This window comes from Spirosoma arcticum (assembly GCF_054779955.1).
The window spans coordinates 119,218-134,176 of sequence record NZ_BAAGXG010000008.1; the positions used below are offsets into that span (position 1 = coordinate 119,218).

Here is a 14,959-nt window from a genome sequence, read left to right on the forward strand (position 1 = left end):
TATGAACCGACTGGTACTCGTTACGCTGCTGCTGGCGTTGTTAGCGGCTCCTTCCTTTGCTCAAATTACCTACACGCTTTCCGGCGTCGTGCGAGATTCGGCTACCAACCAGCCCCTTAGCCGGGCCGCCGTGGTGCTCAACTATGAAAAAGCCACCACCGGCACCTACACCGATGCGAACGGCGCGTTTTCGATCAACCTGCGGTCCGGGTCCAACGTTGTGGTGGTGCGCCACGTGGGGTATCTGACCTTTCGCCAAACGATTCGTATCCGGGGCAATACCACCCTCAACGTGCGGCTGCCCAGTGTAGCGAGTCAGTTGGAAGAAGTGATCGTGACCAGCAAGGGCTACGACCGCAACGTTCGTCAGCCGCTGCTGGGCGTCAGTCAAATCAACATCGCCACGCTCCGGCGAATGCCCGCAGCCCTGGGTGAGATGGATATTCTGCGCAGTTTGCAAATGTTGCCCGGCGTGACCAGCGTGGGCGAAGCGGCCAACGGCGTTAACATCCGGGGCGGCACCACCGATCAAAACCTGATTCTGTTGGACGACACGCCCATTTTCAACCCGACGCACATGTTTGGCTTGTTTTCGGTGTTTCCGCCCGATGCCGTCAGCGGGCTGGACCTTTACAAAGGCAACGTCCCGGCCCGCTACGGCGGTCGGGCGGCCTCGGTGCTCGACATCAGCCTGCGCAACCCCGACCTGAACCGGACGCAACTCAACGCGGGCATCAGCTTAGTGGCCAACCGGCTGACGGTCGAAACACCCATCGTCAAAGGCAAACTGGCCCTGTTAGTGTCGGGAAGGGGAGCGTTCAACGACTTTCTGCTGCGATTAGTCTCGCCCCGGTTCGACAACATCCGGGCCAAGTTCGGCGATGGTACGGCCAAGCTGTTCTGGCGCGTCAACGGCAACAACACCGTCACGGCGATGGGCTATTATAGCGCCGACCTGTTCCAGACCAACCTGCTGGGCAGCTTAGCCAATATTAACGCCACCGGAACGCAGTATCAGCAGGAAACCGCCAACGGGATGGTCCGCTGGTTTCACGCCTTCACGCCGAAAGTCAACCTCCAGACCACCGCGCTGGTGGCCCGCTACGTTCCGAAGATTCTGTCGATTGAAGACAGCACGAATAACAAGGTCGTGCTGAAGCAATCGCTGCTGCAACGGCAGGTGAAATCGAACCTCAACTACCAGTTGGCCAATCAGAAAATTGAAGCAGGCGTCAGCGCCACGCACTACCAGCTCAACCCCGGCGAGTTGATACCGGGTAACAGCTTGGCCGTTAACGCGCAGCGCACCCCGCCCGAAAACGCCCTTGAACTGGCCCTGCACGTGGAAGACGAATGGAGCGTGTCCGATCAGTTGGCCGTTTCGGCGGGGCTGCGCTACTCGCACTTTCTCAACCTCGGCCCGTCGGTGGTGCGCCGATACGCGAATGGCGAAGCCGCCGACGCCACGACGGTGGTGGATTCGGTGCGCTACGGAGCCGGGCAGGTGACAGCGCGGTACGGCGGGCTGGAACCCCGGCTGGGCCTGCGCTACTCGCTGGGGCCAAACGCTTCGGTGAAGGTGGGTTATAACCTGATGCGGCAGTATTTGCAGGTAATTACCAACACGACGACGCCCCTGCCCACCTCCCGCTGGAAAACCGCCGATGCCCACATCCGACCCCAGATCAGCGAGTTGCTGTCGGCGGGTTATTTCCGAAATAGCCCCACCAATATTTACGAGGTGTCGGCCGAGGTGTACTGGCGCCGGACGCAGAACGTGCTCGACTACAAACCGGGGGCCGACTTTCTGTTGCAGCCCTATCCCGAAACGCAGTTGCTGTCGGGCCGCAGCCGCGCCTACGGGGTGGAAGTGATGGTGGCCCGCAAAAAAGGCGAACTGACCGGCTGGGTCAACTACACCTACGCCCGGACGCTGAATCAGGTGGACGAAGGGGCGGATTTCCGGGAGCGTATCAACGGGGGAGCCTGGTACGCGGCTAATTACGACCGGCCGCACAGCCTGAACATGAGTCTCAACATCAACCAAACCCGCAACCACAGTTTCTCATTCAACTTCGCCTACAGCACCGGTCGGCCCTACACCGCCCCGGAAGGCTTCATTCGCTACCAGGGCCGCACGTACCCGTACTACAACGAGCGCAACCAGTACCGCCTGCCCGCTTACCACCGGCTCGATTTTGCCTGGAACATCTATAATCCCAGCATGAAAGCCCGTCGCTGGCAAGGTCACTGGACGTTTACGGTGTATAACCTGTACGGCCGCAAGAACGCGTATTCAATCTTTTACCGCACCGAAGGGCAGGCCACCAACCCTTACCGATTAGCCATTTTTGCCGCGCCCATCCCCAGCCTGACCTATAATGTCGAGTTCAAGTAGGGGTAGAGTTAGTTACGTCTGAAAGCAGGCCAACAGGCGTTTGTTGACACAGTTGCCACTTTAGACAACAGAAAAATGAGCTTAGAAGAGGAAATAACGATCAACCAGTTTGGGCAGGGAGTCCGTTCGGTTGCCGATCTACTCGGTCAATTTACCCAGGTGGATGAGCTTCAACGAAGAGCACAGTTCTTTGATTTATACTGTCACGTATGGGGATCGAAGCTGGTCGACTCCGACATTGAGCAGGCACTTGCTGATTGCTCGGTAACGGCTGCGGATGCGACGTACGATTACCTGAATCTCCATCGGTTAAGGGCGGGTTCAAAGAGTATGCTCTGCATACCGGATACAAGCAATCCGCCCGAAGGTACGCTTGAGAAACCTTATCAATTGCTGCTGTACCTGTTCAGGGCAGACTACCAACGGCGCTTTGCGTTGGAGAAGGAAAACCCGACTACCTGGTGGTATTGGGATTTGTCGGATACTGAAATCGCCCAGGGCATCCTGACAAGACATCAGGAATTAGTTGACGAAGTATACGCGACCCCCGGCTTTCGGAGCGAATTTGTCAGTCTGGCAAAACTGCTGCATGAGCATATGGGTTTTCCTCCGGCCCGATCCCCGAAACCCGCTCCCGAGCATCAGGACCAGTTTAATTTCCTGACGTATGACGAGATGATAACGGAGTTCGTGCAGGGTAGCAAGTATATGCGGGCGATAGTGCTCCTGCGCAATTCATTGGAGAAGGCACTGTCAATACGGTACCGATTGACTGCTGACGAGGCAAGGCGGTTAACCCTGGACGTCATTAACAGACATTCACAGGAAACCTACAATGCCGACCTTTTTTAATTTCCATCTAAGACTGCCAATGCGCTCATCACTTCTGCTATTACTGGTCTGTTTGGTTGCTTTTCTGGTTCCCGTCGCCTGCGTCGATCCACTTGAGTTGACCCTACGCGGAATCGTAGATATCGTAGTGGTCGATGGCGCGATTACCAACGTAGCCGAGCCGCAAATTATCCGCCTTAACCGTTCCAAAGCCGACCCGCTTACGGGCCGTTTCGGCTCGACGCCCATTACCGAAGCAGTGGTTGACGTAATAGAAGACTCAGCGCGGATTATTACCTGCCACGAAACAGTGGACGGGACGTACCAGTTGCCCAGTGATTTTAAAGGACAGGCAGGCCACGCGTACCAGTTGCGCTTTACGCTGGACGACGGAACGCGGTACGCATCGAATCAGCAGGTGATACGGGCGGTGCCGCCCATTGACAAGGTCGCTTCGCGGTTTAATCTAAAAAGTGTTTTTCCGCCGTTGAATGGCTTCTATACGGCTGGGCACGACCTGCTCATTGATTTTCAGGACCCGGCTCAAACCCGTGATTATTACCGCTGGGACTGGAGACTCTACGAGAAGCAGGAGTTCTGCCGGACGTGCTATCAGGGCATTTATTCGGTGTATAGCGTCACGGCTGAGTTATTTAATGGAGGGCCTCCCATTTATAATTATTATAGCTACCGATCAGGCACACAGTTACTGGAAGACTGCTACAAGGAGTTGGAACCACCACAGCCCTCGGCCAGATCCCCGCTGCCTCCCTACACTTATGATTATCTATGCCGAACTCAGTGCTGGGAAATTATTTATGGCTACAGCATCAATCTCTTCGATGACCAGTACACGAATGGAGGCCTGATAACCGGACGGACGGTAGCCCATATTCCTTACTACACGCATGGTCCCGGCTTGGTTGAAATTCGGCAAAGTTCGCTCACGCCCGATGCGTACCGGTACGTTCAACTGTTCCAGCAACAAACCCAAAACACGGGCGGGCTGGCCGATACACCCCCGACTGCGCTGATTGGTAATATTCATAATGTGGCGAACTCGAAGGAAGCGGTTGTGGGCTATTTCACCGCGTCCGCCGTTGCCACTCTGCGTTACTGGCTTGACCGAAAAGATGCTTCTGGCATTCCGTTTGGGGCTACCGACACGGTAAATCCACCCCAGTCGGTCGGTGAAGAGTTGTTTTATGCCCTCAACCTGCGCCAACCGATACAGGAGCCGCGTCCTCCGCAACAACCCCAGGTTCAGCTTCAAAGCGGTCCGCCCCGACCCCCCACTGCCATCTGCGTACCCAGCGAGAGCCGGACGCCGTTCAAGCCCGAAGGCTGGCGGGATTAATCAGTACCAAAAATACCCGTTATGAATACGTTCCTATCAACCAACTATTTTTTTAGACCGCTGAGCCACGTTGCGTTAGCGCTCCTGCTGGTCGGCTGCGTCGATCCGTTTGAGCCGGATGTCACGAGTACGGTCGATGTTGTCGTGGTGGATGGCACGATTACGAACTTAGCCGAGCCGCAGGTTATTCGGCTCAATCGGTCGAAAGCCGATCCTTTCACCGGCCGTTTCGGGACATTACCCATTACCAAAGCCACTGTCGAAGTGGTGGTAGACTCGGCGGAAGCCATTGCCTGTCACGAAACGATTGACGGCAGTTATCAACTGCCCAGCGATTTCAAAGGGCAGGTGGGCCACGCGTATCAACTGCGGTTCACGCTGCCCAATGGCATCCGCTACGCATCAAATCAGCAGGTTATTCAGGCCGTGCCACCCATTGACCGGGTGTATGCGCAGTTCAACCGCCGAAGCCTGCCGGTTCCGCTATCGGGATTCTACACCGCCGGTCACGATATTCAAATCGACTTCACCGACCCCGCCGACCAACATAACTACTACCGCTGGGACTGGAAACTTTACGAACCGCAGGCGTTTTGCCGAACTTGCGTAAATGGCTACTACTCGGTTTACGAACCCATTGAAGTGCGTGCTCCCAGTGGATTTTATAGATCTGGTGAAGCACTTCTTGAGGACTGCTTCTATCCGCCTAAAAGACCCGGTATGCTAACTGAAGACTTTAAATTTGACTATTTCTGCCGGACGAAGTGCTGGGAGATCCTGTACAGTTATTCGCTCAATTTGTTTGATGATCAACTCAGTAACGGCGGGTTGAACGTAAAGCGAACGGTGTCGCAGATTCCCTTCTACCAAAATAGTCCCTGTTTAGCTGAAATCCGCCAGGGATCGCTCACCAAAGACTCGTATCGGTATTACAAATTATTTCAGGATCAGACTCAGAACACGGGCGGGCTGGCCGATACGCCCCCCACGGCCCTGATTGGTAACGTACGGAACGTGGCTAACCCGGACGAGGCTGTCATTGGTTTCTTTACGGCGTCGGCCGTATCGACGAAGCGATACTACATTGATCGCAAAGACACCGAGGGCATTCCATACGGATCAAGCGACTCGGAAAATCCACCTCAGTCATCGGGAGAACAACTATTTTACGCTTTGAACCTGCGTAAACCTATTCCAGAACCGTCTCCACCGAGGGAGATACGTTTATTCGTTGATGGTACGCAACGGCCACCCACCGCCATCTGCGCACCGAGTGTGAGCCGAACGCCGTTCAAACCCGAAGGCTGGCCGGATTAAGCTATTGGTTGACGATTTCACTATGAAAAGCTACATTCCGGTTGTGCGTTGGTTAGCGTTGTTAGTTGGGAGCTTAACCGTTGGTTGGCTGCTGCTTAGCTGCGTTGATCCATTCGACCGAACGTTGCGCGGCACCGTCAACGTAGTGGTGGTCGATGGTATGATTACGAATTTAGCCGAACCGCAGATTATCCGGCTCAACCGCTCCAGAGCCGACTCGCTGACGGGTCGTTTCGGCACGCTGCCTATCACTAAAGCCATCGTTGAGGTGGTCGTTGATTCAGGGCAGGTCGTTGCCTGTCACGAGACGGTGGACGGCAGCTACCAACTACCCAGCGATTTCAAAGGGCAGGTGGGCCACGCCTATCAACTGCGGTTTACGCTGTCCGACGGCACCCGCTACTTATCGAGTCAACAGGTTATTGCCGCCGTGCCGCCCATCAGCCAAATTTCGGCCCAATTCAATCCGACCAGTTTGTCACCGCCCCTGCTCCAACTTTATGCGGCCGGTCACGACGTGTTCATTGACACGCAGGACCCTGTTGATGAGCACAATTACTACCGCTGGGAATGGAAACTGTGGGAGAAACAAAACTGGTGCCGGACGTGCGTGAATGGCGTATACGCGGTAAACAACGTGACCATTCCGTACAACGGGTATTATGTGTCGGGCGATCAGCCTTATGAGGATTGCTTTAAGCCGCCGTACAGTCCAGCTACCCAGGCGTTACCTGACTTTACGTTTGATTATCCGTGCCGCACCCAATGCTGGGAGATCCTGTTCAGCCGGGATATTAATGTTTTCGATGATCTGTACACCAATGGCGGGTTGATTGCAAATCAGAGCGTGGGGCACATTCCGTTTTATCAGGAGAGTCCCTGCTTAGTCGAAATTCGGCAGCTTAGTTTATCGAAGGACGCGTATCGCTATTTCAAGCTGTTTCAGAATCAGACGCAGAATACGGGCGGCCTGGCCGATACACCCCCAACGGCGCTGGCGGGGAACGTCCACAACCAAGCCAACCGGCAGGAAATCGTAGTCGGGTACTTTACTGCGTCGGCGGTGGCAACGAAGCGGATTTTTCTGGATCGCACGGATACACAAGGCCGACCACCGGGTTTGTTCTATGGGCTGAATGACCGCATCCCGATACCCGAAACGATAAGTTCCTTTATTGGTATCAACATCGTTGGTGGTCCCGTCCGCCCGCCAACGGCCGTCTGCGGACCTATTGACCAGCGAACCCCGATTAAACCCGAAGGCTGGCGGGATTGAAAAGTACCTGAAAACGAAGAGATTCGCTTGTAAGGATAAAAACGACAGTGAGGCTGTTCAGGATACAACCCAACCGCTAAACAGTTTTATAGAATACAACAACAAGCCACTATGAATGTATTCTGGTCGAACTTTACTACTGTGCCATTGATACGAATTTTCTTTTCAAAGGTGTGGCTGTCAGTCGCCGTGACCGTCACGCTCTACGCCTGCGTGGATGCTTTCGAGCCGACGCTCGATCTAAATTCCAGCTTAGTGGTTGTCAACGGCATCATCACCGACCAGCCCGGCCCGCAGGCCATCAACCTGCGCCGGTCCCGGTCCACCAACGACAGCAGCATCGTTACCCGGCCCATCCGGGGCGCGGCCGTGCAGGTGCTCGTCAACGGAACGACGTTACTTGAACTGACCGAAACTGATTCGGGCCGCTATGAGCTGCCAGCGGGTTTTCGGGGGCGGGTGGGCGATAGCTACCAACTCCGCTTTACGACGGCCGAAGGCGCTTCGTACCAGTCCAGCGTTGAGGTGATGCCGTCCGTACCAGCTATTCAGCGGGCTTATGAGCAATACAATCCCACCGGCCCCAGCCTGACGGCCAACCGGTTGCCCACGCCCGTCAGCGACGTGTTTGTCGATTATCAGGACCCGGCGGGGCAGACCAACTTTTACCTCTGGCGCTGGACACTCTACGAACCTCAACAATTCTGCGCCACCTGTCGACAGGGCCGCTACCAGCTTACCGATACGGGCACGGGCCTGACCGGAGCCTGCGTACCCGATCCTAAACTGCTTACCTATGACTACTTCGACTATCCATGCTTAGGTTTCTGCTGGGATATTTACCGCAGCCAGCTTCTGAATCTGTTTGCTGACCGCTTCACCGATGGGCAACCCCAAACTGGCCGGTTGGTCGCCCAGATTCCGATCTACCAAAAAGACCCCGCCCAACTCGACATTGAGCAGTTATCACTGACGGCCGGGGCCTATCGGTACTACAAGCTGTTCGCCGACCAGACCCAGAATACGGGGACGCTGGCCGATACGCCCCCCGCACCCACGGCCGGGAACGTGCGTAACCTGAACGATGCCCGTGAAGACGTCGTCGGCTACTTCTCGGCCTCGTCGGTCGCCATTAACCACTACCGGCTCGACCGCCGGAACGTACCCGCCAATATCGGCCGGTTCGGCGGGCTGTTTTACGCGCAGAACGGTCGTTCGCCTGTGAACGAACCCCCGCGCGGGAACCCTAACGTGCCGGGTTCGGGCGTACCCTCCGCCGTGTGCGTTCCCAGCGCGAACCGCACCGACAAACCGCCCACCGGCTGGCGTTAGCTGAACTGACTCACTCGTTCCATTATGAATCGATTTTACTCCGCACTTTTTGTCCTGATCTGTTTGCTATGCCACCAGGCCAACGCGCAGTTCGTTCGTCTGAGCGGCACCGTCCGCGATTCGGCCACCAATCAGCCGTTGGTGAAGGCGGCTGTCATTATCGACTATCGGAAGTCTCTGACCGGCACAACCACCGACGCGCGGGGACGCTATAGCCTGATGCTCACCCCCGGCGAACACCTGATTGTGGTGCGCTACCTCGGCTACAAACCGTTTCGAAGGATTGTCCAACTGGAAGATTCCGTAACGAGCGTAGACGCCCGGATGGCCACGCTGGCGAGTCAGTTGGAAGAAATTGTCGTGCTGAGCAAGGGGTACGACCGTAACGTCCGCGAACCGCTGCTGGGCGTTAGTCAGATCAGCGTCGAGACCCTGCGTAAGCTGCCCTCGGCCCTGGGTGAAGTCGATCTGCTGCGGGGATTGCAGATGCTGCCGGGCGTAACGAGCGTGGGTGAAGCGGCCAACGGGGTCAACATCCGGGGCGGCACCACCGACCAAACGCTGATTCTGTTAGACGACACGCCCATTTTCAACCCCACGCATATGTTTGGGCTGTTTTCGGTGTTTCCGCCCGACGCCGTTAGTGGACTGGACCTTTACAAAGGCAACGTCCCGGCTCGCTACGGTGGTCGGGCGGCATCCGTGATGGATATTCACCTGCGCAATCCGAGCTTAGACCGGTTTCGGCTCATGGGTGGAGTTGGCTTAGTGTCGGAGCGGCTAACGGTTGATATTCCGTTGGTTAAAGATAAACTCGGGCTGCTGGTGTCGGGGCGGGGTGCCGTAACGGATTTTTTGTTGCCGTTGGCTTCGGCGCGGCTGGATAACATCCGCGCTAAGTTCGGCGACGTGGTGGCCAAGCTGTTCTGGCGCATCAACGAGCGCAACACGCTGACGGCGATGGGCTACGTTAACCGGGACGTGTTCCAAACCACCTTGCTGGGTACGTTTGCCAACGTTAACGCCACTGCTAACCGCTACGACCACCAGACGGCCAATGGCATGGTTCGCTGGCTCCACGTGCTCACCCCCCGGCTGAACCTGCAAACGACCGCCATTTACACCCGCTACGTGCCCAATATCCGGCTACCCGAACTGGGTTCGACCAACGAAGTGGTGCTTCGGTCGAGCGTGTTGCAGCGACAGGCGAAGGCGAATCTAAACTATCAATTACCCAATCAAAAGATTGAGGTTGGCGTTAACGCAACGCATTACCGCGTAGAGCCGGGAACGCTGTTGCCCGGTCGCAGTACCAGTGTCAACTACCTTACCACGCCCAATGAAAACGCGCTGGAACTGTCCGTTCACGCCGATGACGAGTGGAGCATTAGCCCCCGGCTGGCCCTTTCGGCCGGCCTGCGCTACTCCCGCTTTCTGTCGCTGGGGCCGGGCGTTGTGCGGGGCTACGCAGCGGGCAGCCCGGTCGATGAATTTTCGGTGGTGGACTCGGTCCGCTACGGGCGGGGGCAGGTCACCCAGACTTACGGCGGTTTCGAGCCGCGTTTGGGCATCCGGTACGAACTTGGTCCCAACGCGTCGGTCAAATTGGGTTATAACCTGATGCGGCAGTATTTGCAGGTGGTTACCAACACGACAACGCCCCTGCCCACGGCCCGCTGGAAAACATCGGACCAGCACACGAAGCCCCAGATCAGCCAGTTGCTTTCCGTTGGCTATTTCCAGAACCTAAAAAACAACGTCTACGAACTGTCGGTCGAAGCCTATTACCGGGCCACCCAGAACGCGCTCGATTATAAACCCGGCGCTAATTTTCTGCTGCAACCGTACCCCGAAACGGAACTGTTACAGGGACGGGGCCTGGCCTACGGTATCGAAACGATGATTGCCAAGAAGAAGGGCGAGATCACGGGCTGGGTCAACTACACCTACGCCCGCACCCTGAACCGGGTCGATCAGGGCAGTGGTATTCAGGAGCGCATTAACGGCGGCAACTGGTACCGGGCCAATTACGACCGACCGCACACGCTCAACGCATCGACCACCATCGCCATCGACAAACACAACAGCTTTGGGTTCACGTTCGTCTACAGCAGCGGTCGGCCTTATTCGGCTCCCACCGGCTACGTGTCGTTCGAGACCATCACCGATCCGTACCAGGGCACCCTTACCCCGTTCGTGGTGGTGGGGAGCGGGGAGGCCGTGCTGGGACCGATTCAAACCAGCGTGTACCCGTATTTTGGGGTGCGAAATCAGGCACGGTTACCGGCTTATCACCGGCTCGACTTTTCGTGGAATATCTATAATGCAACGATGAAAAACCGACGCTGGCAGGGCAACTGGGTCTTCACGGTGTATAATTTGTACGGCCGCAAGAACGCGTACTCCGTCTTTTTTCGCACCGAGAATTACAAGACGAATGCGTATAAGCTACAGATTTTCGCGGCTCCCATTCTGTCACTGACGTACAATTTCGTGTTTCAGTAAGTGTAGTATAGAAGCGGGTAGAATAGATGTTGAACCGTATTACGTCCCAGTCAAACCAGAAGGTTGGCGGGAGTAGTTGCTACTGGATTTGTTGATTAATTAACTCACTATGCGTTCATTCATTCTGCTTTTATTGGTTTGCTCAGGTGCTTTTCTGGGTCCGGTGGCCTGTGTGGACTCGTTTGATCCAACCCTGAGGAGAACCGTAGATATACTTGTGGTCGATGGCAGGATCAGCAATCTGGCTGAGCCGCAGGTTATCCGGCTCAACCGTTCCAAAGTTGACCCATTTACCGACCAATTTGGGACTGTGCCTATCACCAAAGCTAACGTTGAAGTGGTGGTTGATTCTACGCAGGTTATCGCTTGTCAGGAGACGATTGACGGCAGTTATCAACTGCCGAACGATTTTAAAGGGCAGGTGGGCCACGCCTATCAACTGCGTTTTTCGCTGAGCGATGGAGCACGCTACGTCTCCAGCCAGCAGGTTATCCAGGCGGTGCCACCCATCAATAACCTGGTAGTTCAATTCAATCGTACCAGTCTGCCCGCTGGCTTATTGGAGGGGGACTTTCGTTCAGGGTACAATCTGCTGGTGAATACCCAGGACCCCGCCGACCAGCGCAACTATTACCGCTGGGACTGGAAACTCTATGAGAAGCAGGACTGGTGCAAGAGTTGCACCCAAGGCTACTACATGCCTAATAAACTAAGGATAGTGAGCAGTTACCCCGATATACTCATTTACCAAACGCAGGCTGATGTATTGGAGGATTGCTTTCCGGCACCTTCTGAACAACTGTTCGGTGGAGCCTATACAAAACTCCCTCTTTTCAGCAACGCCTACGTTTGCCGAACCCAGTGCTGGGATATCATTCCTAACAGCACACTCAGCCTGTTCACTGATGCCAATAGTAACGGTGGTTTAATTGCAGGCCGGAACGTTGGTCAAGTGCCTTACTATACGCAGAATCAGGCTTTGGTGGAAGTGCGCCAAAGCAGCTTGAAGGCGGATGCATACCGCTATTTTAGCTTGTTACAACAGCAGACTCAAAACACGGGTGGGCTGGCGGATACACCCCCAACCGCGCTGATCGGGAACGTCCACAATGTGGCTAATGAGCAAGAAAAGGTAGTGGGTTATTTCACGGCGGAAGCTATTTCTACTGTACGCTACTGGCTGGACAAAAAGGATGCTACAGGCATTGCTTACGGTGGAGTTTATTATGATCCAATTGATAAGATTACTAAACCAGTACCGGGTGAACAGCAACTATTTTTTGCTTTGAATCGAGACTTACCAAAGTCCGAAACCTCGTTAAACTTTACCATTTTAGGGGGAAGCAACCGGCCGCCCACCGCCATCTGCGCACCCGGCGACAGTCGAACGCCGTTCAAGCCCGAAGGCTGGCGGGATTGAATGGAATCAACCCGCTGACGAAAGCCCTCCGTTAATTTATTTCCACAAAAGCTTAACTCTTATTTGGATAAATTCTAAACAGGCCTCACCTTTGTGCAGTCAAGAATTAATCTAAATAAGAATTGTATGCGTTCCCCATCTATACTCGCTCAACTGCTGCTCCATTTCTTTGCCATAACACTATTTATCAACTTCACCTACGCCGATGATGGCGATGCACCATCCGGCTCGGTTCGCGGGCGTATTAAAACGAGCGATGGACAGCCCGCTTCCTTCGTCAACATCACGCTGAAAGGCACGAACAAAGGCACCCTGTCGGCCGAAGACGGTACGTATGTGCTCCGGCATTTGCCCGCCGGTCCGCACACACTCGTCGCTACGTTCGTGGGCTTGCAGCCGCAGGAGCAGGTCGTTATCGTAGCCGATGGGCAGGTGACGGAGGTGAGTTTTGCGCTAACCGAAACGGCCCGTCAATTAGGTGAGGTACAGGTGCGGGCCTTCAAAAGCGACAACCAGAAACCCATTACGTTGGGTAAAGTAGCCATCCGGCCGATGGATTTGCCGCAGGCGGTGGCCGTGGTGGAGCGCGAAGTCCTCGAACGCCAGCAGTCGCTGCGCCTGAGCGACGTGCTTATGAACACCAACGGCGTGTATGTGATGGGAAACACGGGCGGGTCGCAGGAGGAACTGGCCGGGCGCGGTTTTGCCTTTAACAGCAGCAACACGTTCAAGAACGGTGTCCGGTTCAACAACGCGGCCATGCCCGAAATCAGCGCTCTGGAGCGGGTGGAAGTGCTTAAAGGTTCCAGCGCCATTCTGTTTGGTAACGTAGCGGCCGGGGGCATCATCAACTTAGTCACCAAAAAACCGCAGTTTCAGTCGGGTGGGTCAGCGTCGGTGCGGCTGGGCAGTTTTGGGTTTGTCAAGCCGTCGTTTGATGTCTATGGCGGGATTGGTAATAGCCAGCGTGTTGCTTACCGGCTGAACGCGACCTACGAACAGGGCAACAGCTTCCGCGATGACGTGCAGAGTAAGCGGTTCTACGTGAATCCGTCGTTGCTGGTCAATCTATCCAGCAAAACGAACCTGCTCATCGAAGCCGATTATCTGAACGACGACCGCACCCCCGATTTTGGAACGGGTGCCATCAACTACGCCATTGCCGACGTACCGCGCAGCCGCTTTCTCGGCGTATCGTGGGGTTACAATCGCATCGAGCAACGGAGCGCAACCGCCACGCTGACGCACCAGATCAACCAAAACTGGACCGTGCGGGCGGTGGGATCAGCGCAGGGTTTCACCAGTGACCTGTTTGCCGCCACACGGCCGAACGCCGGTCAGTTTATCCAAACGAACGGTAACTGGATTCGGGGAATACAGCGGACGCAGGTCGACGAAACGTACTGGATCGGGCAGCTTGACCTGACGGGTCAGTTCACGACCGGGTCAATCAAACACACGCTGCTTGTGGGTGCCGACGCCGATCAGTACCGCACCAACACCACGGCTTACAATCCCGTAGCCCGCTACGACACCATCAACGTCTTCAATCTGGGCCAGTTCCGTCAACGGAGTGACATTCCTACGCTGACGGCCCGGACGCTCACCAACGCGCCCATTGACCGGGCGGGCGTGTACGTGCAGGACCTGATTTCGTTCTCCGATAAAATCAAACTGCTGGCTGGTCTACGCTACAGCTACCAGCAAACGGGTAGCGACGTGCTGACCTACGCCGACAATAAAACGACGTCGGTCACCAACTTCGCCGATGCTGTAACGCCCCGCGTTGGCTTCGTCTACCAACCCGTGCCAACGACCTCGCTGTTTGTGAGTTATGCCAACTCGTTCAACACCAATACGGGCGTCGACGTATCCGGTAATGCGCTGGCTCCGTCGTTTATTGACCAGTACGAAGCCGGTATCAAAAACGATCTGTTCAGTGGGTTCCTGTCGGCCAACGTCACGGCGTACCAGATCAAAAACAGCAACCTGGCCCAAACCAGCCTGGCGGGTGGCAACACGAACAGCAACATCCGGGAATTAGCCGGGGAGGTTACGAGCCGGGGCATTGAAGTGGACCTGAAAACGAAGCAGTTGGATGGGTTTTCGTTCCTCGGTGGCTATAGCTACAACCAGACGAAATACACCGCCAGCAACATCTACATCGTTGGCAGCCTACTGCGCTATAACCCGAACCACACCGCCAATGGCAGCGTGTACTACGCTTTCCAACGGACGGGCGGGTTGCGGGGCCTGAATCTCGGTCTGACCGCCTTCTACATGGGCGAGCGTGTGGCGGGTCGTTCCACGCGCCTGACGATCAATAACGATACCTATCGGCTGATCTCGGTTCCGGCCTTCACGCAGATCGACGCGTCGGTGGGCTATTCGCTGGCCCGGTTTGGCGTCCGGGCGAAGGTGTCAAACGTGCTCAATGTGCTCAGCTACCAGCTTCACGACGACAACAGCGTGAATCCCATTGCTCCCCGAATGCTGTCGGCAACGGTATCGTACCGCTGGTAA

The 14,959-nt window shown here is 55.7% G+C and carries 9 protein-coding genes; all 9 read left to right on the forward strand.

Annotated elements, in window-relative coordinates; translation table 11 throughout:
• Position 1: 1 nt before the first annotated feature.
• The 9 genes from ACYVHB_RS19005 to ACYVHB_RS19045 all read left to right on the forward strand — a co-directional run bounded on the left by ACYVHB_RS19005 (position 2) and on the right by ACYVHB_RS19045 (position 14,959).
• Positions 2–2,398 carry a TonB-dependent receptor gene (locus ACYVHB_RS19005; RefSeq protein ID WP_461053361.1) on the forward strand — a complete coding sequence of 799 codons (2,397 nt, stop codon included), beginning with the start codon at positions 2–4 and terminating at the stop codon, positions 2,396–2,398.
• A gap of 75 nt (positions 2,399–2,473) precedes the next feature.
• Entirely contained in the window at positions 2,474–3,250 is a 777-nt protein-coding gene (locus ACYVHB_RS19010) for a DUF5958 family protein (protein ID WP_461053362.1), read from the forward strand.
• Between the two features lie 19 nt (positions 3,251–3,269).
• Complete coding sequence (locus tag ACYVHB_RS19015) at positions 3,270–4,586, forward strand: DUF4249 domain-containing protein (protein ID WP_461053363.1); 1,317 nt, start codon at positions 3,270–3,272, stop codon at positions 4,584–4,586.
• 21 nt (positions 4,587–4,607) lie between these two features.
• Positions 4,608–5,903 carry a DUF4249 domain-containing protein gene (locus tag ACYVHB_RS19020; protein WP_461053364.1) on the forward strand — a complete coding sequence of 432 codons (1,296 nt, stop codon included), beginning with the start codon at positions 4,608–4,610 and terminating at the stop codon, positions 5,901–5,903.
• A gap of 22 nt (positions 5,904–5,925) precedes the next feature.
• Complete coding sequence (locus ACYVHB_RS19025) at positions 5,926–7,179, forward strand: DUF4249 domain-containing protein (protein ID WP_461053365.1); 1,254 nt, start codon at positions 5,926–5,928, stop codon at positions 7,177–7,179.
• A 111-nt stretch (positions 7,180–7,290) separates the two neighbouring features.
• Positions 7,291–8,511: a DUF4249 domain-containing protein gene (locus tag ACYVHB_RS19030; RefSeq protein ID WP_461053366.1), complete on the forward strand. Its 1,221-nt coding sequence runs from the start codon at positions 7,291–7,293 to the stop codon at positions 8,509–8,511.
• A gap of 24 nt (positions 8,512–8,535) precedes the next feature.
• Positions 8,536–11,016, forward strand: coding sequence for a TonB-dependent receptor (locus ACYVHB_RS19035; protein ID WP_461053367.1), 2,481 nt, complete (start codon positions 8,536–8,538; stop codon positions 11,014–11,016).
• 109 nt (positions 11,017–11,125) lie between these two features.
• A complete protein-coding gene (locus ACYVHB_RS19040) occupies positions 11,126–12,436 on the forward strand; it encodes a DUF4249 domain-containing protein (protein ID WP_461053368.1) in 1,311 nt (436 codons plus the stop codon).
• Positions 12,437–12,562: 126 nt separating this feature from the next.
• A complete protein-coding gene (locus tag ACYVHB_RS19045) occupies positions 12,563–14,959 on the forward strand; it encodes a TonB-dependent siderophore receptor (protein WP_461053369.1) in 2,397 nt (798 codons plus the stop codon).